This is a genomic window from Paenibacillus sp. T2-29 (assembly GCF_052921365.1).
In genome coordinates this window covers 385,390-407,839 of record NZ_JBREVE010000003.1, presented here as the reverse complement: position 1 = coordinate 407,839, position 22,450 = coordinate 385,390, and the positions used below count along the sequence as shown (strand labels likewise).

Annotated in this window: 25 protein-coding genes; all 25 read right to left on the bottom strand. The window is 45.6% G+C overall.

Features of this window, described 5'->3' with window-relative positions; all coding sequences use genetic code 11:
* Positions 1–53: 53 nt before the first annotated feature.
* The 25 genes from frr to ACU1JV_RS11410 all read right to left on the bottom strand — a co-directional run bounded on the left by frr (position 54) and on the right by ACU1JV_RS11410 (position 22,433).
* A complete protein-coding gene (frr, locus tag ACU1JV_RS11530; protein ID WP_014599669.1) occupies positions 54–608 on the bottom strand; it encodes a ribosome recycling factor in 555 nt (184 codons plus the stop codon).
* A complete protein-coding gene (gene pyrH / locus ACU1JV_RS11525) occupies positions 608–1,336 on the bottom strand; it encodes a UMP kinase (RefSeq protein ID WP_013309918.1) in 729 nt (242 codons plus the stop codon). The genes frr and pyrH overlap by 1 nt, the downstream gene beginning before the upstream one ends.
* A gap of 120 nt (positions 1,337–1,456) precedes the next feature.
* Positions 1,457–2,107: a translation elongation factor Ts gene (gene tsf / locus ACU1JV_RS11520; RefSeq protein ID WP_013370709.1), complete on the bottom strand. Its 651-nt coding sequence runs from the start codon at positions 2,105–2,107 to the stop codon at positions 1,457–1,459.
* 132 nt (positions 2,108–2,239) lie between these two features.
* Entirely contained in the window at positions 2,240–2,938 is a 699-nt protein-coding gene (gene rpsB, locus ACU1JV_RS11515; protein WP_013309916.1) for a 30S ribosomal protein S2, read from the bottom strand.
* A 643-nt stretch (positions 2,939–3,581) separates the two neighbouring features.
* Positions 3,582–4,256, bottom strand: coding sequence for an MFS transporter (locus ACU1JV_RS11510; protein ID WP_058829486.1), 675 nt, complete (start codon positions 4,254–4,256; stop codon positions 3,582–3,584).
* A 277-nt stretch (positions 4,257–4,533) separates the two neighbouring features.
* Positions 4,534–5,181: an endolytic transglycosylase MltG gene (locus ACU1JV_RS11505; RefSeq protein WP_040101557.1), complete on the bottom strand. Its 648-nt coding sequence runs from the start codon at positions 5,179–5,181 to the stop codon at positions 4,534–4,536.
* Positions 5,178–5,702, bottom strand: a complete 525-nt coding sequence (locus tag ACU1JV_RS11500; RefSeq protein WP_058829485.1) for a DUF6115 domain-containing protein — start codon at positions 5,700–5,702, stop codon at positions 5,178–5,180. The genes ACU1JV_RS11505 and ACU1JV_RS11500 overlap by 4 nt, the downstream gene beginning before the upstream one ends.
* 41 nt (positions 5,703–5,743) lie before the next feature.
* Complete coding sequence (locus ACU1JV_RS11495; protein ID WP_040101558.1) at positions 5,744–6,064, bottom strand: hypothetical protein; 321 nt, start codon at positions 6,062–6,064, stop codon at positions 5,744–5,746.
* An 81-nt stretch (positions 6,065–6,145) separates the two neighbouring features.
* Positions 6,146–7,555 (bottom strand): DUF342 domain-containing protein, encoded by a 1,410-nt coding sequence (locus ACU1JV_RS11490; protein WP_058829484.1) that lies wholly within the window; start codon positions 7,553–7,555, stop codon positions 6,146–6,148.
* A gap of 44 nt (positions 7,556–7,599) precedes the next feature.
* Positions 7,600–8,388 carry a FliA/WhiG family RNA polymerase sigma factor gene (locus tag ACU1JV_RS11485; RefSeq protein ID WP_025677638.1) on the bottom strand — a complete coding sequence of 263 codons (789 nt, stop codon included), beginning with the start codon at positions 8,386–8,388 and terminating at the stop codon, positions 7,600–7,602.
* A gap of 14 nt (positions 8,389–8,402) precedes the next feature.
* Complete coding sequence (locus ACU1JV_RS11480; RefSeq protein WP_058829483.1) at positions 8,403–8,816, bottom strand: hypothetical protein; 414 nt, start codon at positions 8,814–8,816, stop codon at positions 8,403–8,405.
* 2 nt (positions 8,817–8,818) lie between these two features.
* Entirely contained in the window at positions 8,819–9,316 is a 498-nt protein-coding gene (locus ACU1JV_RS11475) for a chemotaxis protein CheD (RefSeq protein WP_013370698.1), read from the bottom strand.
* A complete protein-coding gene (locus ACU1JV_RS11470) occupies positions 9,309–9,935 on the bottom strand; it encodes a chemotaxis protein CheC (RefSeq protein WP_013309909.1) in 627 nt (208 codons plus the stop codon). Before ACU1JV_RS11470 ends, ACU1JV_RS11475 begins: the two co-directional genes overlap by 8 nt.
* 3 nt (positions 9,936–9,938) lie before the next feature.
* Positions 9,939–10,400: a chemotaxis protein CheW gene (locus ACU1JV_RS11465; protein WP_013370696.1), complete on the bottom strand. Its 462-nt coding sequence runs from the start codon at positions 10,398–10,400 to the stop codon at positions 9,939–9,941.
* A gap of 62 nt (positions 10,401–10,462) precedes the next feature.
* Positions 10,463–12,559: a chemotaxis protein CheA gene (locus ACU1JV_RS11460; protein WP_040101563.1), complete on the bottom strand. Its 2,097-nt coding sequence runs from the start codon at positions 12,557–12,559 to the stop codon at positions 10,463–10,465.
* A gap of 33 nt (positions 12,560–12,592) precedes the next feature.
* Positions 12,593–14,137 (bottom strand): chemotaxis protein CheB, encoded by a 1,545-nt coding sequence (locus ACU1JV_RS11455; protein ID WP_058829482.1) that lies wholly within the window; start codon positions 14,135–14,137, stop codon positions 12,593–12,595.
* Between the two features lie 31 nt (positions 14,138–14,168).
* The gene (locus ACU1JV_RS11450; RefSeq protein WP_058710531.1) at positions 14,169–15,056 is read right to left on the bottom strand and encodes a MinD/ParA family protein; all 888 of its coding nucleotides are present in this window, start codon (positions 15,054–15,056) and stop codon (positions 14,169–14,171) included.
* Entirely contained in the window at positions 15,053–16,498 is a 1,446-nt protein-coding gene (gene flhF / locus ACU1JV_RS11445; protein WP_058829481.1) for a flagellar biosynthesis protein FlhF, read from the bottom strand. Before flhF ends, ACU1JV_RS11450 begins: the two co-directional genes overlap by 4 nt.
* The gene (gene flhA, locus ACU1JV_RS11440; RefSeq protein WP_025677632.1) at positions 16,495–18,528 is read right to left on the bottom strand and encodes a flagellar biosynthesis protein FlhA; all 2,034 of its coding nucleotides are present in this window, start codon (positions 18,526–18,528) and stop codon (positions 16,495–16,497) included. The genes flhF and flhA overlap by 4 nt, the downstream gene beginning before the upstream one ends.
* A 23-nt stretch (positions 18,529–18,551) precedes the next feature.
* Positions 18,552–19,664, bottom strand: a complete 1,113-nt coding sequence (flhB, locus tag ACU1JV_RS11435; protein WP_049825469.1) for a flagellar biosynthesis protein FlhB — start codon at positions 19,662–19,664, stop codon at positions 18,552–18,554.
* The gene (fliR, locus tag ACU1JV_RS11430; protein ID WP_025677630.1) at positions 19,664–20,449 is read right to left on the bottom strand and encodes a flagellar biosynthetic protein FliR; all 786 of its coding nucleotides are present in this window, start codon (positions 20,447–20,449) and stop codon (positions 19,664–19,666) included. Before fliR ends, flhB begins: the two co-directional genes overlap by 1 nt.
* 10 nt (positions 20,450–20,459) lie before the next feature.
* A complete protein-coding gene (gene fliQ / locus ACU1JV_RS11425) occupies positions 20,460–20,729 on the bottom strand; it encodes a flagellar biosynthesis protein FliQ (protein WP_016820960.1) in 270 nt (89 codons plus the stop codon).
* 37 nt (positions 20,730–20,766) lie between these two features.
* On the bottom strand, positions 20,767–21,522 hold the full coding sequence (gene fliP / locus ACU1JV_RS11420) for a flagellar type III secretion system pore protein FliP (protein WP_016820959.1): 756 nt from the start codon (positions 21,520–21,522) through the stop codon (positions 20,767–20,769).
* A complete protein-coding gene (locus ACU1JV_RS11415; protein WP_013370688.1) occupies positions 21,519–22,055 on the bottom strand; it encodes a flagellar biosynthetic protein FliO in 537 nt (178 codons plus the stop codon). The genes fliP and ACU1JV_RS11415 overlap by 4 nt, the downstream gene beginning before the upstream one ends.
* Before the next feature lie 12 nt (positions 22,056–22,067).
* Positions 22,068–22,433 carry a response regulator gene (locus ACU1JV_RS11410; RefSeq protein WP_013370687.1) on the bottom strand — a complete coding sequence of 122 codons (366 nt, stop codon included), beginning with the start codon at positions 22,431–22,433 and terminating at the stop codon, positions 22,068–22,070.
* Positions 22,434–22,450 lie beyond the last annotated feature (17 nt).

The following is a 22,450-nucleotide window of genomic DNA, read 5'->3' as shown; positions in this document are numbered from 1 at the left end:
CTCAGGCTTGAAAAGAGACAAACCCCACCGTAAGGGAGGGGCTGCCAATCTTTTTAAACTTCCATAATTTCTTTTTCTTTTGCAGCTAAAACTTTATCCACTTCAGCGATAAACTTATCAGTCGTCTTCTGGATATCTTCCTGATGCTTACGAGATTCGTCCTCGGAAATATCACTTTTCTCCATTTTTTTAATATCATCGTTTGCATCACGACGAATGTTACGAATAGCGATTTTCGCTTCTTCACCGCTCTTTTTCGTCAGCTTCACCAAATCAGTTCTGCGCTCCTCCGTTAAAGCAGGAATACTCAGACGAATGGTGTTACCATCATTCGAAGGTGTCAAACCTAAATCGGATTTTTGGATAGCGCGTTCGATATCAGCCAGAGAAGATTTGTCCCAAGGCTGAATCATCAAGGTCCGACTGTCAGGTGTATTGATATTCGCCAGCTGATTGACTGGAGTCATTGCGCCGTAATATTCAACCTGCACACGGTCCAGTAATGCTGGTGTTGCCCGTCCTGCACGCAAAGATGCAAGATCACGTTGCAATGCCTGGATTGCTTTTTGCATGCGCTCTTCAGCGCTCTTTTTCACAGATTGTGGCATTAATTTACACTCCCTTTGACGATCGTACCAATTTTTTCACCCAGTACGACACGTTTAATGTTACCTTGCTCTGTAATAGCAAAGACAATCAACGGAATATTGTTATCCATGCACAGCGAGGAAGCTGTAGAATCCATGACACCAAGATTTTTATTAAGCACATCCAAATACGTGAGCTGCTCATATTTTTCAGCTGTGCTATCTTTAAACGGATCGGCGGAGTACACACCATCTACTTTATTTTTAGCCATCAGAATTACTTCTGCTTCGATCTCAGCGGCACGCAAAGCAGCTGTAGTATCAGTCGAGAAGAACGGATTACCCGTACCTGCAGCAAAAATTACGACCCGACCTTTTTCCAGATGACGAATAGCTCTACGGCGAATGTAAGGTTCTGCAATCTGTTGCATTGCGATGGACGTTTGTACACGCGTAGGCACTTCAATCTGTTCCAAAGCATCCTGTAGAGCCAATGAGTTCATCACGGTTGCAAGCATACCCATGTAATCTGCCGTTGCCCGGTCAATCCCATTGGCACTTCCAGCAATACCACGCCAGATATTACCGCCTCCGCACACAATAGCAACTTCTACTCCTAGTTCCACCACGTCCTTAACTTGTTCAGCAATCGACGCAATTGTATCCGCATCAATACCGTAACCGTTAGGACCTGACAGCGACTCCCCACTAACTTTCAGAACAACACGTTTAAATACAGGTTTTTCCAAATGATCACCCTCCAATTTCATATATTATTTATGTAACAGGATAGGTGTCCTGTTGCAAGAAATGGAACACTGATGTGTTCCATTTCTGTTTATTCATATGCATTTACCGATCGTTGGTAATTATTGTTTCACTTGAGACATAACTTCTTCGTAGAAGTTGTCTTCTTTTTTCTCCAGACCTTCACCCAGTTCGAAACGAACAAAGCGGCGTACGGAGATGTTTTCACCAATCGTACTGATTTTCTCGTTGATCAGTGTGGAGATTGTTTTGTCTGGATCTTTAATGAAAGATTGCTCCAGCAAGCAGAATTCTTCGTAGAATTTACCGATGCGGCCTTCAACCATTTTTTCAACGATTTTTTCTGGTTTACCTTCGTTCAAAGCTTGTGCTTTCAGGATTTCTTTTTCTTTTTCAATCTCTTCCTGTGGCACTTCTTCGCGACGAACATAACGAGGGTTCGATGCAGCGATATGCATTGCAATGTCACGAACAAAATCTTTGAACTGGTCAGTTTTCGCTACGAAGTCTGTTTCGCAGTTTACTTCTACCAGCACGCCGATACGGCCGCCAGCATGGATGTAGGATTCAACAACGCCTTCAGTAGCAATACGGCCTGCTTTGTTGGCTGCAGCTGCAAGTCCTTTTTCACGCAGAACTTCAACCGCTTTTGTCAAATCACCATTTGCTTCTTCAAGCGCTTTTTTACAATCCAGCATTCCTGCGCCTGTTTTTTCACGAAGCTCTTTTACTGCGCTAGCATTAACTGCCATATTATTTCCCTCCAAATTTAATTTTCAGTGGTATATACGAGCTTTATTCCTTAAAAAAAGGGTAGTGAGAGGTTTTCCACCTACCAACCACCCTTTTCATTTAATTCGTATAGGTATTTCCGATCGGAAATATTATGCTGTAGTTTCTTCGCCTTGGTTAGCTTCCATAACTGCATCAGCCATTTTACCTGTCAGCAATTTAACAGCGCGGATCGCGTCGTCATTACCTGGGATAACATAGTCGATTTCGTCTGGATCGCAGTTTGTATCAACGATACCTACGATTGGGATACCCAATTTGCGAGCTTCAGCAACCGCGATACGTTCTTTGCGCGGATCAATGATGAACAGAGCACTTGGAAGGCCCTTCATGTTTTTGATACCACCCAAGAATTTTTCAAGACGATCTTTTTCTTTGCGAAGAATGATAACTTCTTTTTTAGGAAGAACAGCAAATGTACCATCTTCTTCCCAAGCTTCCAATTGTTTCAAACGATCAATACGTTTTTGAATGGTTTGGAAGTTAGTCAGTGTACCACCCAACCAGCGTTGGTTGATGTAGAATTGACCAGCGCGAGCTGCTTCTTCTTTAACGGAATCTTGTGCTTGTTTCTTAGTGCCTACGAACAGGATTGTACCATTCTCAGCTGCAATGCTTTTTACGAAGTTGTAAGCTTCCTCAACCTTTTTCACTGTCTTTTGCAAGTCAATGATGTAAATACCGTTTCTTTCAGTGAAGATATAACGATCCATTTTCGGGTTCCAGCGACGTGTTTGGTGACCAAAGTGAACCCCAGCTTCCAAAAGCTGTTTCATGGAGATTACTGCCATCTTCACGCACCTCCTAAGTTTGGTTTTTTTGTGTGTCCTCCGCCGACATCATTTTTTATAAAGACTTCCTATTGGAAGCACCCTCTATAAAATTAACCGACGTGCGTTTTTAACACCGTCAATTAATATACCATAACACTTGCAGCGTTGCAACCAGCTTTTCGACAATAGTCGAAACCGTGTGAAAAACGTCCTGTACACTTCCATCTGCCTGGCTTCTTAGCAAAATGTTTGTGAAAATAAAGTGTTAGACTCTCGCACTGCATTGAACGGGCAGGATAGTTCCATTATGTGCCCTATTAGCCGAATCTGTGCTAGTCTTTTATATATAGATGACGCCATGCTGGGCGTACCAGCAAAAAGCCTTGACCGACTAACGGCCAAGGCTTTTTGCACACGAATAAAATCGTACCGATTCGCGATTAGTGACCCATCATCGCCGGGTCCGGGTTGTCCCCGTCGGCGGTACCTTCTTCCTGCTGCTGCGGTTTACGCAAAAGGAGCGACAGAGCTACACCCGCAGTCGTAAGGCACGCGGATAGGAAAAACGTATCGCCATAACCCGTAACGACAGCATTCAGCGGATTCGCGTCCGCTCCCGCATTTGCGGTGTGGGAAGTGATTTGCGACGTCAGATAACTCGTCAGACCCACGACCGCAACGAGAGAACAACTTGCTGAGCTGCTGTTGTCAATGGTGTGACTCGGCTCACCAGGCGGCGAGGTGCAGAGTTCAGAACATGCGTGTTGAGCGGCATCATGGAGAAGCCCATTCCGAGACCCATGGTGCAGATGCATAAGATAATAACCCAGAGCGAAGGATCCACAGATATATTGGACAAGATGAATAGAGAAATGGATAGGACGGCAAGACCGGCGAAGGCGAGCGGACGCGCGCCGATTTTGTCGAACAGCCCGCCGCTGATCGGGTTGCCGATTCCGGCGCATAACGCATAAGGTATCAGGATCCAGCCGGTTTCAAGGGCGGTGTAGTGCATGACGCCTTGCAGGTACAGCGGTACGATCAGCATTGCGCCGAACAACGCGAGCTGTACGATCCACGTCAAGATGATGCTGCGTGTAAAATCAGACGATTTGAACGCCTTCAGCTCCAGCAGCGGCTGCTTCTGTGCCAGTTCCACGAAAATGAAAAGGATGAGCGCAATGCCGCCGATGGTCAAGCCCGTGATCGTCGAAGCCTTGGACCAGTTGGTGCCGCCTTCGCTTACACCATACGCCAGCATTGAGAAGGCGATCGGCGCGAGGCACATGCCGATGACGTCCAGATTCGACGCCTCATGACGGCCGGATTTCGGCAAATATTTATACCCGAGAATTAAGGCGATAATGCCCCCTCCTCGCTAGAGCTACATTGATCTGGATTGAGGGCAGTTTTAACAATACATCTTGGTGTAAGCCGCCATGAGATGACCTTTGAATTCTTCAGGGGTCTTTTTTTATGTCCACTAGCTCTGAATTGCAATAGACTATGTTGTAAGCCATTATGGGGGGGTCATTCCCGCTTTTGAACTAAACACTAAGAAAATTCTTTATTCGCATCGAAAAAAATAAAAAGCCGTCCTCTTCCCGATTAGGTCAGTTGGACGGCTTCTTCGTTATTTTAGTAATAATAGAACTGAAATCCTCACCTTTAGCAAACTGATAGGTGCCTGTACGAATTTTGGTATTGATTTTTTTAGCCTTAGCTGCTGCCTCAAATGCACTAGCATCCGATACGACTCCAGCCCGTTCCAATCCAGATGCCACACTTCTTAAATTACTCCCCGATGCAATGCTATATTGCACTTGTGGGGTGGCAGGCTGCTTGGGAATATCGGGAGTGGTTGTAGTGCCAGCTCTTTGAGTTTGTGGCTTGTTTGGACTTTGTGGTACCGACGTGCTAGTCGAAGGCTTAGAAGCAGCCGAGGATGTGCTGTTTGCAGGTACCTTTGGTGTTGAAGGCGTTTGAGCTGGTTTAGCCTTTTGAGGTGCAACGGGAGTCTTGTTGCCTTCCTTGATCAGCTTATTACGCCATTCCTCTTCTGTCATTTTCGGATCAGAACTGTCACTGATCTGAAGATTTAACTCGGCTGCTGCCTTCTCTAGTTGTTCTCGCGTCATGTTTTTCGGGTCTGTCGAAGATTGCTGTGACTGCCCCTGACCAATTATTGCCAGTTGCAACAACAATGCCCCCATTATAAGCCCCGTACCCATGCCTAACATAAATGAGCGGTTTTTGATCATGTCACATCCTCCCGTTCCGCGAGTTGTAATATGAGCTGTACTTCGCCCCGCTGGATGCCTGATTGCTTGGCTATATAATCCACCGACTTGCCTTGCTCATGCATCGCGAACAACTCTTGATAACGATCTCGGATGGACTCTTGTTCCTGCTCAGTTTGAGGCTCTTGCAATGCCGTTTGCTCCTCCAAAGTTACAATAGAAGCTTCTGAATCTGAGTTTGGCATAGAGATGGTCGCAAGCATTGCCTGACGCTCAAGCTCCACAATACGATTCCGAAGCTCAGCTACTTGCTCTTGTAATGCTGCCTGCTTAACCGCGTGCTCCTGCTTCATACCAGATACGAGTTCAATCAACTCGTCATTGTCGTTTTCAATATCGGCCATATATTGCTCCAATGTAGCCTCAACCTTTTGAACGACGGCCTCTTCTGTTCCCTGGCTTGGCTGGCGCTTTGGCATAAGCCAGGCGTAGACAACAGCTGCGGCTCCCAGCAGAACAATATAAATCCATGGTTGATCCACTGCCCATCGTCTCCTTTTATAACGCTTCTCCACCCATCGGATCAGAGCGAAAAATCAATATGATGTCCCTTATACGGATGCTCTGCCGGATGCTCCTTAGGCAGCTCAGTCTCATCTGAGCGGGAGCGACTCTGCTGGGAAGAATCTCTGCTCTGCTCACCTGTTTGCCTCTCACCGACGAATGTTTCTGCAGACTGGTCTATGGCACCGCTTCGCTGACGCATGTTCTCCGTCTCCAGCGCAGTCTTTTGTCCAAGTAATGCCTGGTCATTCATCGGTCGCTGCTGAGACTCACTATGGTATTTCCCTGCTTCACTAGTGCGAGGTACAGCAATTTGCAATTCAACAGCCTTCAAGCTCATTGGACCACACCCTTTCCGATTAGGCATCCGTATCAGACTACCAAGAAATATAATAAATTGAATTATTATCAGTGTAATGAATTACATGTAGGAGGACATGCTGATATCTCCCTCATGGTAATAAAACGCCATTCTTTCCAAAGAATCTTTAATAAATTTTGTATATCTGCCGATAACTATCTTAGAGCCACCATAAATCACATTTTTCACTTCTACCCGGGCGCGGCTCGTATCTTCTAAAGTTCGTTCTATTTCAAGCATTCTGGACTTGGTTTCCAAAAGTTCCTGTTCATTGGATTTTTTAGTAGATGTCAGCTTGATTCGCATAGCCATTCTATCAGATGCGAGCTGACCGGCAGCCGCTAGCTGATCCAATATTGTGAGAGCCTTGTTCGTTTTATCCTGGCTGTCTGTCTGCTGCTTCAATCGTGCGCGGAGTTCTGTCAGCTCATCACGCAGTTCGGGAAGCACACCCACTTCGATATTGGTAGCTGTGGACATCGTATTACCGACGGTACGAGCCACTACCTTTTTACCAGCTTGTACACTGCCACCTACGATAAGCCCTTTTGTCCCTTCGCAGATTACATTATTACTCGCTTTGATCTGGGAATGCATGATACTCTGGGATACAAGTACATCGGCTCCCGCGATCACGTTACCATCTTGTATAAACGAGCATTTCACATTTTGTGCAGCTTTCACGAATCCTTTATGGTATCCGATAATACCCCCGCTGATTTCCACTGAGCCATCCGCCTCAATTTCAGCGCCTTCCACACCGCCAATGACACGAATGTCACCAGCCGCCCGAACGCGAAAACCTGTCAAGACATTCCCGCGAATGACGACGGTTCCAACAAAATCAATGTTACCGACGCTATAATCGACATCCCCGTTCACTTCATACACAGGGAACACATTAAGCTTGCCCTTTTCAGTTGTAGTCACTAAACCATCAATAGCCGCATACATCGCAACGCCTTCCGGATGGATCACTACATTTTTGCCAACTTTAAAACGCGCCTCTTTACCTGGAAGAAAAGGAATTTCCTCTCCGGTTACAGCAATCCCTGGTACACCCGGCAGAGGATCCACCCGTTCGGCAATCAGTTGTCCACGTTTTACATTTCTTAAACGAGTTAATTCTTTATAATCCACCCGTCCATCCACAGTTTCAAGTGGCTTATGTGCATCTTCACCGGTCACAATATCGGCCAGATTTATTTTCCCATCTGTACCATGAATCGGCTGCTTTCCTTGAGCAATCAGTAATTTCCCGAAGAAATGATCTTCCGGATTTGCCGCAAATGTGCGAATTGCATCGGTAATTACACCGTAGGATATTTTTTGGTTGCTTAGAAAACGTTCTAATTCTTGCACAGAACAGGCAAAGCCTTCTTCACGTTTGGCAAACTCCAAGTAGGCGGATTGTTTGTCAGGTGAGACAACCACTTTTAAAAACTGATCCAAAGCATACTGCTTCTCCACATGGGTGCTCCTTCCGTCTAACTGTTACTGTAACCTCCCGTACGTTAATCTTTACGCATTAGCAAATCCCGTTGTTTGTCCAGTGTCGCTCTCAGACGTAATATTGCTTTGGAATGCAACTGAGAAATTCGCGAAGGAGAAAGTGACATGACCTCAGCAATTTCACTGAGTGACAGATCCTCGTAATACAATAAAGAAACAACGATACGCTCTTTTTCAGTTAATTTATCAATGCCTTGTGCCAAGGCATCACGAAGTGTGAATTCATTGACCTTATGGTCCGGATTTTTCGCCTTTTCGTCCACCAACAGGGAAAGCCGTGTTTCCGACTCTTCTTCGCGGATCGGGTCCTCCAGTGAAACAATCGACATCACGGCGACCTCCTGGATCATACTTTGAAACTCTTTCTCGGAGACGTCCAAATAATGACTCATCTCTTCGTCGCTTACTGTGCGTAAATATCTTTGTTCTAGATGCTGATAGGCGTCTTCGATTTTTTTCGCTTTTTCCCTAACTGAACGAGGAACCCAATCTCCTTGACGAAGGCCATCCAAAATTGCTCCACGAACACGCCAAGAAGCATAAGTCTCAAACTGCAAACCACGCTCATAATCAAATTTCTCTAAAGCATCAATCAAACCCATAACACCGTTGCTCGCCAGATCATCCTTGGATACATTTTTAGGTAAGCCTACTGCAAGACGGCCCGACACATACTCCACAATATGAAGATACTTTTCAATTAACTGTTTCTTCGCTTCCTTGTCACCGTGTTCTTTCCATTGCTCCCACAGGTCGGAATGGTTCAAATGAGCGGCTTTTCGCTCGTTCATCGGCTTCACCCTCCTTATTTGTCTGTCAGGTGACGAACGGCCTTGGCCAATTCTTCAGGGTCCTTGTTGGAAACCAGCTTGGGTGGGTTTAAAGGTGCAAAACCATTATTCCCCTCGTCCGTCTGCTCTGGTTTCGGTTTCAGCAATTCATTCAGGTTTTCATTTTCGTCTGGTGTCGTCAGGTCCAGATTTCCCCCTACGCCATCTACCTGAGAGCTTGCCCGGTCTTGGGCATTACTCAGATCTGGCCGCGCTACCACACCCAGTGTCCAGCGCAGCACAAATGCAAGTAGGAACCAAAAAACGAAGGCGATTAAGCCACGAATTAAGCTCGTGGTCAGCAGATTGCTGCCAACGGACAACACAAAAGTCAGAATAAATCCGACTACTCCAGACCAAAGATTAATGCGTAAGCTACCAAATAACATGTTTATAATTCCTTTACACCTTTTTGTACGCTTCGAATATTCAAAACGCCAGTTTCAGAGTTTAACTCAATCGTTCGTCCATAATTGCCACCCGTATCTTCCGCAATTAAAGGAATGCCCAGATCTACAAGCATTTCCTTGCACGATTCTACATTGCGCGGGCCAATCCGCATGGTGTCTCCGCTACCCGCAAAGGCAAACATTTGCGCTCCTCCTGCCATTTTGGCAATCAGTCTGCGCCGTTCAGCACCCAGTTTCAACATTCGCTCCAACAACTCTGGCAGTGCTGTATCTGCATATTTGGCAATATTCAACTGCCCTTCACGCGCAATATCCGAGGACGGTAACATCACATGTGCCATGCCTGCCAGTTTCAAATGAGGATCATAGAGGGTCAATCCGACGCAGGAGCCAAGTCCTGTCGTGCGAATCGAGTTCGGGTTGCTGGTAACATTTAAATCTGCCATGCCGACTTTAATGATGCTTTTATCCTCAATCATCGTTCATCGGGACTCCTAACGACCTAAAGATTTTCCCGAACGATTCTGGATCAGGAATCAGGAAAAATTGACCCTCAATCTGATTCTGCCCTTCCAGAAACGATGTGTCAATCAATAAAGCAGCATCCCCCATCTGCCCAAACTGCAGCAGTCCGTAGCTGAGAATGGCTCCTGCCATATCCAGTGCCAGCGCAGGGACTGTTGGATACATGGATAAACGTGTGAAATCCGCCAACGAAGAAAGGTAGGAGCCTGCTAAAATGTTACCGATCTCCGACAGAGCTGAATGCTCCATTTCGTTAAAGCTATCCTCGTCATCCGAAGGAATATTCGCCAAACGGGAAAGTAAGCTTTTCGCCGCCTGAGGTTGCAATATGAAGAATAGATTACCAGGGGCTTCCCCTTCGACTCTAAAAAATATTGCAACAACAAGTTGTTCATTTCCGCCGACTTTGTCCGCAATTTCCTCAAAGGGCAGCATTTGCACTTTGGGTACACCCATATCGACTGGTTTATTGAGAAGCCGGGAGAGCGCTGTAGCAGCGTTCCCCGAGCCAATATTGCCGACTTCTTTCAATACATCCAACTTGAAGTCTTCAAGATTTCCTAGATTTTCCATATATTAATCCTCTAAACCTTCCAGTTGGTTCATTTCGCTACGGTTCAAAACTTCGGACAAGTTCAGCATAATCAACAGGCGTTCTTCACCAATTTTAGCAACTCCGCGAAGGTATTTCGCCTTAACTCCGCCAACCACTTCCGGTGGTGTCTCAATGTTGTCAGTATTCAGGTCAATTACATCATTCGCTGAATCCACAATAAAGCCGACTTGCATTTCGCCCACAGCAACGATAATAATACGGGTTTGATCGGTATATTCAGCTTCAGGTAATCCAAAACGGCCACGAAGATCAATAACCGGAATAACCACGCCTCTCATGTTGAATACGCCTTTAACAAAATCGTAAGTTCTCGGAACTCGTGTAATCGGCACCATGCGTTCAATAGATTGGACTTTTTCTACTTCAACACCGTATTCTTCTTCACCAAGCTTAAATACGATAACTTTAATTTCTTCTCCCATGTCTAAAAACCCTCCTTATTGATGTCAGCAATCTCACATTTCTTTCATTTTTATTGAAGACATTATTTAATGAAAACATTCGGGTCAATGATCAAAGCAACCTGACCGTCACCCAGAATCGTAGCACCTGAAATTCCTTGGATGTTTGGAAGATACTTGCCCAGATTTTTAAGGACGATTTCACTTTGTCCCAAAAAGTCCTGTACGGAAAGAGCTGCCAGACGGTCTCCCTTACGGATGACCACGACCTCTGTCTCTTCTTCTTCATCTTCGTTGAAGTCCGGTACCTCAAACAGCTGACTCAAGGAGATAAGCGGGATATGAGAATCGCGGAAAGCAATCATCTTATTGCCATGCACAGAACGGATTTGCTTACGTTTGACGATCGCAGTTTCCACAATGGAAGACAAAGGAATCGCATATTTTTCTGAACCGATCTGTATCATCATGGCTGCAATAATGGATAGAGTCAGCGGCAATTGTACAGAGAAATTAGTGCCCTGGCCCAATGTGGAGTGAACAGTAACATTACCACCCAAAGCAGTGATTTTGGATTTAACAACATCCAGACCGACACCGCGTCCTGATACGTCTGAAATGACTGCAGCTGTACTAAAGCCTGGAGCAAACAATACTTGATAAGCTTCCTCGTCGGTCATTGAAGCTGCTTGTTCTGCTGTCAAAATCCCTTTGGAAATAGCACTGTTTAGTACCTTTTCACGGTTAATCCCGTTCCCATCATCCTCAATCTCGATAAATACGTTATTACCGCTATGAAAAGCACGCAGTTGAACCGTTCCAGTTTCTGGTTTGCCAGCTGCAATCCGGTCGGCCACTGACTCGATGCCATGATCCACGGAGTTACGAAGCAAATGCACCAGAGGATCGCCAATTTCGTCGATAACAGTCCGATCCATTTCAGTCTCTGCTCCAGTAATAACCAATTCCAGTTTTTTATCCAGCGACTTGGCCAGATCGCGAACCATACGCGGGAAACGGTTGAAAACAGTATCTACAGGTACCATCCGCAATTTAAGAACAACATTTTGCAAATCACTGCTCACACGACTCATATGCTCAACCGTTTCTGTCAGTGCTGGATTGGAAGCCTCACTGGCTAACTGTTCTAAACGCACACGGTCAATGAGCAACTCGCTGAATAAATTCATAAGTACATCCAGACGTTCAATATCTACGCGAATCGTACGGTTGTGCGTAGGAGCAGCCGCCTTGGCTGCTGGCGCTTTACCTGCAGCTGGCTTGGCGACAGAGGCCGCAGCTGAAGACTGCGGCTGGGATGGAGCGGTTGGCTGCACGGCAACTGGTGCTTCCTGTACCGCCGCTGTCTCAGCGAGTCCAGCAGTAACTTCGCTCATTTGTTTAAGGGATTCCTGATCCAGTTGTACCACTGAGACAGTGTCAATTTCAGAGATACCCGCGATTTCCTTTTCCAGCTCCCCAACTTCTTTCTGCGTTATGTAATATAACGAGAAGCTTTGTTCGAATTTTTCCTGCTCGATATCCTGTACGGATGGATAGGCCTTGACAATTTCACCAGAGTTTTCCAATGTGTTAAATACCATAAAGGCACGTGCTGCCTTCAGCTGGCTCTCTGAACTGATTGTTACCTGTATATAGTGAACACGATGCCCTTCTGAAATCGATTGCTCCAGTACAGAATACTGGAATTGGTCCAAAACCAATCCAGCACTATCGTTAGTGCCCGCTTTTGTAGAAGGAGACTCCTCAGTGGCGGCATTTGAGCCGGACTTTAGGAAATCCCCGCTCACGATGGATTGTAATGAAGATACAATAGAGGAGACATCCGCTTTTCCATCGCCTCCCTCTGTAATGTGCTGCACCATGGATTCCAGGGCATCCAAACCTTTAAATAAGGTATCGAATATAAATTCATGCATCGCCAGCTTGTTGTTACGTACCAGATCAAGAACGTTTTCCATTTGGTGAGTGAGCGATGCCAGGTCTTCAAACCCCATCGTAGCAGCCATTCCTTTGAGGGTATGGGCAGAACGGAAAATCACCTGAACGATGCCTAGATCGGTTGGGTTGCTTTCCAGTTGAAGCATATTTTCGTTAAGAGATTGCAGATGATCATTCGACTCATCAATAAACATGTTTAAATATTGGTTCATGTCCATTGTGAGACACCTCCTCCATGAGTTACACTCCGATTATTTCACAACTTGTACAAGCTTGGGGGCGATCTCCTGCATTGGCAGAAGGTGGCGCACACATTTTAATTCAACTGCTGAGCGGGGCATTCCGTACACTACACAAGTCTCCTCATTTTCAGCAAATGTGGATTGAACCCCAGCGTCATAAAGCTTTTTCATCATTTTAGCCCCGTCGCTCCCCATTCCAGTAAGCAATACTAGATGTCTTTCCAGCGAGGTTAACGAGAGCAGTGATTCGAACATCGTATCTACGGAAGGACGGTGACCATTGCGAGCCTCCTCCATCTTCAGTGACACAGTGTATTTACCACCGGCTCCAGGCACAATTCTTAGCTGATATCCCCCTGGAGCGATGTAGGCTGTTCCCGTCTCCAGCGTCATCCCCTGCTCAGCCTCCACCACTCGTAGTGGACTCAACGTATTCAACCGTTGGGCTAGCGAACGAGTGAAGTTTGGCGGCATATGCTGAACGATAACGATTGGAGCTGGAAAATCCCCAGGGATGCGCTCCAACAGCGTCTTCAGCGCCCGTGGTCCGCCCGTAGAACATCCGACCGCCACCAGTTTTCGAAAGCTGGACGTGTGTACACCTTTTTTAAGTGACAATCCCTTTGGTGCGGCTGGAACTGTAGGTGCTGTTACTGGAGGCGTTGTAGCCGCAGGAGTGGAAGAAGCTGATGAAGTTACCGTCTTCCGTGATTCCGGCTTGACCAACCCTGCTTTATCCTTACCCTGCATCGATTTGCCAGCGGTCGGCTCAGAGCTCTTCAGTTGTCCCGACGTTATTCCCGTACCCATGGACAAGTCTTCTTTCTTCTGCACATGAGGCACTTGCACTGGTTTCCTTGGCTGAACAGCTGGCTTGTCTATGCGATCAGCTGTAGCAGCTGTTCCAGACAGCTGTTTTTTAGTTTCCTGCTTGGCAGCTGTTGGGACGGACTTCCCAGCATCTTTCTTTGGCTGAGCCGATGCAGCAGGTGGAGAAGCAAGCGGAACAACAGGAGGCTTGTCTGCCGAAGCTTGACTTCCAGCTCGTTTCTCAGTCACAGCCTGTCCAGGTGGCTTTTCCATTGGCGTTTTTTTCGCTTGTTCCAATGCAGCTTTGCGTTCATTAGCTTCCTTGCGCTCCAAGCGGCTGCGTACTGCTTGCATAGCAGTATGCATCTGTTCGAGCAATGCCTTGCTCACCTGCTCAATATCTTGCGCATGAGCGATGGAAGGCTTTCTTATAAAATCAAAAGCCCCTGCCTCCAAAGCCATGATGGTCTCCTTCATGCCTTGTTCATTGATGCCTGACAGCATAATGACAGGTAGCGGATGGGCTGCCATAATCAGTGGCAACGCTTCAAGACCATTCATTTCAGGCATTTCGACATCCATGGTGACCAAATCAGGCTGCAATTCTTTCACTTTCTCTACAGCCTCTCTGCCATTGGCGGCTGTACCTACGATGTTGAACGACTCATCCCTTACAATTAGATCTGTAATAATTTTGCGCATAAAGGCCGAATCATCTACAACCAGCACCCGGTAAGCACACATGTTAAACACCCCTGTTTCCTCTCATCAAAAATCAATGCATAGAACGCCGCAACCATTTTTGCATAAATCCTTTAATTCCACTCAATGCACCTGATTGTGGAACCTGTGGCATTGCTGCAAAACGGTGTGCCAGATTCAGTACATCTCTTGAAGCCGTACATCCCGGAAAAGCAACCATAAAAGGTATTTGTCTTTTGACTGCCTGCATGACATGAGTATCGTCACTGATATGTCCAAGCAGCGGGATTTCGATCTCCAAAAAGCGTTTCGCAACAAGTGCGATCTTATCAGCAACTTGACGGGCCTCATTATCGTTATCGGCACGATTGACTATAATTTTGAATACCGTATCTTTCTGCAACCCGTTTACGACTTTAATTAGTGCATACGCATCTGTTAAGGACGTCGGCTCTGGGGTGGTTACTACCATACATTCGTCAGCTGAAGTGATAAATTTAAGATTTTCCTTGGATAAACCTGCACCTGTATCAAAAAGGATATAATCCATGTCTGCTGCCATTTTTTCTACTTCTTCGGCAAAATAATTCAGATTCTCATCTGATAAGGCAAACAGTTCGCTTAAGCCTGAACCTCCGGCAATATAAGGCAAACCACCGATACCCGTTTGAATAATTTCATCAATTGATTTTTCACGTTTTAACAGATGAAGAAGATTGTATTGTGAGTGGGCCCCCATCAACACATCAATATTAGCCATACCGATGTCAGCATCAAACACAAGTACCTTTCGACCAAGAGATTGTAGGGCCAAAGCAAAGTTCAGCGTAAAATTGGATTTGCCCACCCCGCCTTTACCACTGGTAATCGTTATAATTTTTGCGTGACGATTACGTGGGGGTAATCGATACTTATCCAAGGATGAAGCCATTTGTCTAAGTGATTGGGCTTGATCACTCATATGGAATCTCCGTTAACTCCTGATGATCCTTTGGCTCCAAGCAGCATATTTGTCACCATTTCTGCATCGGGATGAAGCAGGTCGTCAGGAACATTTTGTCCATTAGTAATATAGGCCAACTGCATCGGAAACTGGTGCAAAAGATTAAACATTCCGCCACAACTGCCTGTCTCATCCATCTTGGTAAATACAACCTTACCAAGACCAAACTTACTGAAATGTCCAGTTATATTAAGCATATCCCTGCTTTTGGATGTCAGGCTGAGTACCAGATACGTCTCACTTTCATTAATAGGTGAAAGCAGACTTTGCAGTTCTGATACAAGCAGTTCATTACGATAATTTCGCCCTGCAGTATCCATGAGGATCAAGTCACAATGCTCCAGACGTTGAATAGCTCTTTGGACGTCACCGGGAGATTGCACAACTTCAAGCGGTACATTTAAAATCGTTGCATATGTACGCAGTTGCTCGACGGCTGAAATTCGGTACGTGTCAGAAGTAATAAATCCAACTTTGCGATGATGCTTGAACAACTGTTCCGCAGCCAACTTCGCAATGGTTGTCGTTTTTCCTACTCCGGTAGGGCCTGCAACATACACAATTTTGGTATCTTGGGAAATTCCTTTATCCAGTCTTGTCTGTATAAAACTGGTCACTTCCTCACGAAAGGCTTGTTCCCAATCAAAAGTTTCAGGTGCAAAAGGGTGCTCACTTCGACGGACATATACCTGTTCGATCCAATATTCCAGTAAATCACGTTCCACTTCCTGTTCCAACACATGCTCACAAATCTCTTGCAGCGCCTCCGGCCAAGTACTTTCCATCGAAGAGTTTCTGGAAAACCGAGTCATCATCGCTTTCATTTCCCGTAATTCATTAAGCAAAGCCTGATTTTCCTCAGCTCCACTCTTGTCTGGAACACTTGCTTCGATTGGCCGTTTATGCAGCTCACTGGATGATTTCAGGTTCGAAAGCAATACTTCTTGATCAAATGCCTGAGATATAGTCTCCAGGTTATTAGCAGACCTAGGCGACAAATGCTCAGTTGCTGATGCAGCTTGTTCTGTATTAACCGTTAATTCAGCTTGTCCTTCTTTGGAACTACCGGCTATCTGTTGTGTAACCCGTCGATAAGCTTCTGGAGCTGCTTGTCTGGGGACCACAGGGACTAATGGTTTTTCCGGCTTCTCAGGGGTGTTCATTAGAGGCGAAGAAGCCTGGGCAAGCTGGTGTGACGAGCGTTCAGCCCGCCGAGGCTTTGGAGGTTGCTGCTCCTCAACTGCAGCAACCACTTCAATTTTCTTTTTACTGAACATCCCCATAAAACCGCCGACCTTCACTTCCTTTGTACTTAAAATGACGGCATCTGTTCCTAAGTCACCCCTGATTTGCAGCATGGCTTCTGGCATGGTATCCACTACATATCGTTTCACCCTCATAAGTTCACCACCCCGACACTTTGAATTTCAACGTTCGGCTCCAGCTCACTGTACGACAGCACCGGGACATCCTGCATCGTCCGCTCCATCACTTGCCGCAAATACATACGTATTGTCGGTGACGTTAACACAATAGGCTGCTGTCCAGATTGAATGAGGCGGTTGATTTGCTCCATCATCCTTTGATACACCGTTTGCGTTGACACCGGATCAAGAGCCAAATAGCTACCTTGCTCCGACTGCTGCACGCTCTCAGCAATTTTCTTCTCCAATCCTGGTCCCACAGTAATAACGCGCAACGTTTCTCCCTGCTGTGCAAATTGCTGCGTAATCTGACGTGATAACGCTTGACGAACATATTCAGTCAGCACGTCTGGATCTTTTGTATAAGTACCATAGTCAGCCAGTGTCTCGAATATAGTCACCATATCGCGTATAGAGATTTTTTCTTTCAACAGCTTGGCCAACACTTTTTGTACGTCCCCAATCGCAAGCACAGAAGGAATAAGGTCGTCCACCAGCACTGGGTAATTCTCCTTGAGATTGTCAACCAGCGAACGTGTTTCCTGTCTGCCAAGCAACTCATGGGCATGTTTCTTGATCGTCTCTGTTAGATGAGTAGCTACAACTGAAGGAGGATCAACTACCGTATAACCTGACAGCTCAGCAACATCCTTGGTGTTCTCGTCAATCCAGAGTGCAGGCAATCCGAAAGCCGGTTCTGTCGTTTCAATCCCTGTAATAGAGTCGTCGTCGTATCCCGGACTCATAGCCAGATAATGATTCAACAACAGTTCTCCACCGCCTACCGTATTGCCTTTAATTTTAATTACATATTCGTTAGGCTTGAGCTGAATGTTGTCCCGAATACGAATGACCGGCACAACCAACCCCAGCTCCAAGGCGCATTGACGGCGAATCATAATAATACGATCCAGTAAATCACCGCCTTGCTGTGTATCCGCCAAAGGAATCAACCCGTACCCAAATTCAAATTCAATCGGATCTACTTGAAGCAAGTTAATGACACTTTCCGGACTACGCACCTCTTCGATTTGTTGCTCCTCCTCCAGCTGTTCATCAGCAATTTGCTTGCGTTCCATATTGCCCTGCATTCTTCGGGCTGCAAAAAACAATAGAATCGCAAGTGGAAGAGTTGTAATGATATGAATAGGCGTGAAAAGGCCCAATAATGCAATGGTGGCAGCCACTATGTAGATCAATTTTGGATATGAAAAGAGCTGTCCGGTTAAATCTTCTGCTAAGTTGCCATCCGACGTAGCCCGCGTAACAATCAAGCCTGATGCCGTGGATATGAGCAGCGCGGGAATCTGGCTGACCAATCCATCACCGATCGTGAGAACAGAATACGTTGACAGCGCTTCTTGAAATCCTTTTCCCTGAACGGCCATACCGATAATAAAGCCGCCCACCAGGTTAATGATCAAAATGATAATACTGGCGATCGCATCGCCTTTAACGAATTTACTCGCACCATCCATTGCTCCGTAAAAATCCGCTTCCCGTTCGATTTTACTGCGTCGTTCACGGGCTTGCTGCTCATTAATCAGACCTGCATTCAAATCAGCATCAATACTCATTTGTTTACCTGGCATCGCATCCAATGTAAAGCGGGCGCCCACCTCTGCTACCCGCTCCGATCCTTTGGTGATAACAATGAACTGTACGACCACAAGAATGAGAAAGACAACAAAGCCGACGGCAATTTGGCCGCCTGCAATCCAGCTACCAAACGTAGCAACTACTTCGCCAGCATGACCCTCACCTAAAATAAGTTTGGTCGTAGAAATGTTGAGCGCCAAACGAAACAGCGTTGTAATGAGCAGCAATGAAGGAAAGATAGAGAACTGTAAAGCTTCCTTCGTATTCATTGAAACAAGTAAAATCATCAATGCAATAGAAATATTAATGACGAGTAGAACATCCAGCAGCCATGAAGGGATCGGGAGAATCATCATAAGAACGATACCGATGACGCCTGCAAGGACGGTTATTTCTTTTATTTTCACGGGTCTCTTGGCCTCCGATCCCTTTATTTCACTTTACCTTTTAATTTATATACATACGCCAGCACTTCGGCAACGGCCTGAAAAAGATCAGCTGGTATCGCATCCCCGATTTCGGCTCTTTGAAACAGCGCCCGCGCCAGCGGCTTGTTTTCCATCGTTATAACGCCGTTTTGCTTGGCAATTTCCTTAATTCGGAGCGCGACATAATCTTGTCCTTTCGCAATAATCTGCGGCGCTTCCATCTCCGAACCGTCATATTTCAAAGCCACAGCAAAGTGCGTAGGGTTGGTGATGATGACATCTGCATTAGGAACCTCCTGCATCATACGCTGCATAGCCATACGGCGCTGCCGCTCACGAATTTTCCCTTTGATTAGCGGGTCACCCTCCATTTTCTTGTACTCATCCTTGATGTCCTGTTTGGACATTTTCAGATTTTTCTCATGCTCATAACGTTGATACATATAATCCAATATCGCTAAAATGAACAGCACCACACCAATTTTGAGTCCTAGTTCCATTGTTAAGGAAGCTGTAAAACTCAACATCTGGTCGCCGGACATTTCAGCTAGTTTGGGTAGGTCAGCCTTTGTTTTCCAGAGTACGCTGTACACCAGATAACCAATTACAGTCATTTTTAAAACGGATTTCAGGAATTCAACCAATGACCTCATGGCAAAAATATTTTTGAAGCCTTTAATCGGGTCAATTTTGCTAAATTTGGGTGTAATACCCTCTCCAACCAATAAAAAACCAACCTGCATGTAGTTTGCCACTACCCCGATAACAATGGCACCAATAAAAATAGGAGCCAGCATAATTAAGATTTGCACACCATACTCACCCATCATCAGCAGCGTTGTATTCGGTGTTACTTCCATAGACAGCCGATTCACAAAAATATCCCGAAACAAGCGGACCGCATGATCCTTAAAATACCCGCCGAAAATCATGAGGCAAAAAAACGTAACCAGCAGGACACCAGCAGCGGGCAACTCCATGCTCTTGGCAACCTGCCCTTTTTGTCTTGCATCCTGTTTCTTCTTGGGTGTAGCTTTTTCCGTTTTTTCCCCTGAGAACAACTGCAGGTTCATAGCATATTTAAATGACAAACTACGTTCCTCCAGACCAGACATTAAGGACGATTACCCATAATATCCAACAAGTTGCGCATGGATTCGAACATCACAGAAAACAATCTTTCGAATATAAAAGCAAAACTTGGCATGAGAAGCAGTAACATGAACAATCCAACAAAAATTTTGAGCGGCACACCAATGACAAAAATGTTAAACTGCGGTGCTGTTTTAGCTAAAAAGCCAAGTCCCACATCCGTTAAAAAGGTAGCTACTACTATAGGAGCAGCAATTTGAAAGGCTAACATAAATGATTCCGCAAAAGAACGCACCAGAAATTCGGTTACACTGCCACCATACAACTTTATAAAAAAATCATTGGTCAGCGGTACCCAGTCATAACTGTATAAAATAGCATTTAGCAGATGATGGTGCCCGTTTATGCTCAAAAAAAACAATACAGCTATAGCAAACTTAAAATTTCCTGTCAAAGGCGATGAAGCTCCTGTCATAGGATCAAGCACATTGGCCATCCCGAAACCCACCTGAAGATCAATAAAAGAACCTGCAGTTTGGATCGCTGTCATAAAGAAATATGCAGTAAACCCCAGCAACAACCCAATCAGCACCTCACGCCCTACTAACAGCACATACGCTACATCGGTCGGCACCTGTTGATGTGTACCATAAGTAAGATACACGACCAAAGCTAGAAATCCTGAAATTCCCACCTTAAAGATATTAGGTACCCCTCGGGTTGAAAAAATGGGGGCTACTACAAAAAACGAGGTAATCCGACAAAAAATCAGCAAAAAAACAGGAAAACTCTGCAACAATATGTTCATAACTTTCAGCCTAACCTATATATTTGTACAAATTGTCCAGAATGTTATACGTAAAGTCCACTAATGAGGTCAATATCCAGGGTCCGAACAAAAGCAATGCCAGCAATACGGCGACAATCTTCGGAACAAAGGCCAGTGTCTGCTCCTGAATTTGGGTTGTTGCTTGAAAAATACTGATGATCAAACCCACGACTAGCCCCAATATCAGCATCGGAGCACTCACCTTGAGTACAATGTACACCGCTTGCCCAGCCAGGGAAATAATAAACTCCGAAGTCATTGCCGTCCTCCTTGATTGCTGTCCTTGCAGAAAGTATTCATGTATTAAAACTCAGAAGTAATGATTTGACTACCAAATACCAACCATCTACAAGTACAAAGAGCAGTATTTTAAAAGGAAGCGAGATCATTACCGGTGGTAGCATCATCATCCCCATAGCCATGAGTGTACTCGCCACTACAATGTCTATAACTAAAAAGGGTATAAAAATCATAAAGCCCATCTGAAATGCTGTTTTCAACTCACTGATTGCATATGCCGGAACCATCACCGTTAGTGGAATATCTTGATAGTTTTTTGGTTTTTCCATCTTGGTGTATTTCATAAAGAGTAGTAGATCCTTCTCACGTGTATGAGAGAACATAAAAGTCTTAATCGGTACTGATGCCTTATCTAGTGCCTGAGACTGTGTTATATCCCCCTTGAGATACGGCTGAAGCGCAGTTTCGTTCATAGCTGAGAAGGTCGGCGCCATAATAAATAAGGTGAGAAACAAAGCCAGTCCAACAAGCACCTGATTGGGCGGCATCTGCTGAGTTCCCAGTGAAGTTCGCACAAAGCCAAGTACAATCACGATACGCGTAAAACTCGTCATAAGTACAAGCAACGCGGGCGCTACACTAATGACAGTAATAAGTAAAATAATAGACAGCGAGGTGGCACCGGGCTGTCCTTTGTCCGAATTGCCGACTTGAATATCAATGTTCGGAATCGGTTCCGCAGAGGCCGCCGTCACCGAAATGAAGCTGAACAAGACAAGCAGCAAACATGCTAGTATAATCTTTTTTCTCATGAATCTCCCGACCGATCTGTAGTATTCTCCTCATTGCGCAACTTTTCAAGTTTATCCTTGCGATTCGGCATCTGCCGAAGCTTGGATTCAAACATCTCATGAAAAGATGTTTCCTCTTCAGGTTGCTGCTGCTGTGCCGCGTTGTTCCGGCGAAGCTTATCCGCAATTTTAGCGAATAGCGGGGCAATTGGGCCGCGCTGCAGAGAAGCTTCCTGCTCCAGTGCGGCCAAAATTTGCTCCACTTCTTCAGGATCGGATACTTTGTCAACAAGCCGGATATCTTCTCCCACACCAATGAGGTACACACTGCTACCAACTTCAACAAGCTGAAGGGATTTATTGGGGCCAAGCCCCACGCCTCCCAGTATGCGAACGGAGCGGTTGCTAAACCAGCTCTGATTTCTTTTACTCAAAAACCGTATCAAGTACACGATCAGTACGATGATAAAGATTAGCACGAAAAGGACCCAAGCAATGTTTCCTATATTGCTGGATGTACTCAAAGCGTCAGAGGCACCCTGTTGTGTATCCATACTGGATGCGCCTTACACACCCAGTGTCTTGTTGATGGCTTCGATAACCCGATCCGATTGGAATGGCTTAACGATAAAATCTTTTGCGCCAGCTTGAATGGCATCAATTACCATAGCTTGCTGACCCATCGCGGAACACATGATAACCTTTGCGTTCGGGTCAATTTGTTTGATTTCCTTCAGAGCGGCAATGCCGTCCATCTCAGGCATCGTGATATCCATCGTAATCAGGTCAGGACGAAGCTCCTTGAATTTTTCAATGGCCTGTGATCCATCCTGGGCCTCTCCTACTACTTCAAATCCATTTTTGGACAGGATGTCCCGAATCATCATTCTCATAAATGCAGCATCGTCCACGATCAAAATACGGTTTGCCATCTGAAATAAATCCTCCC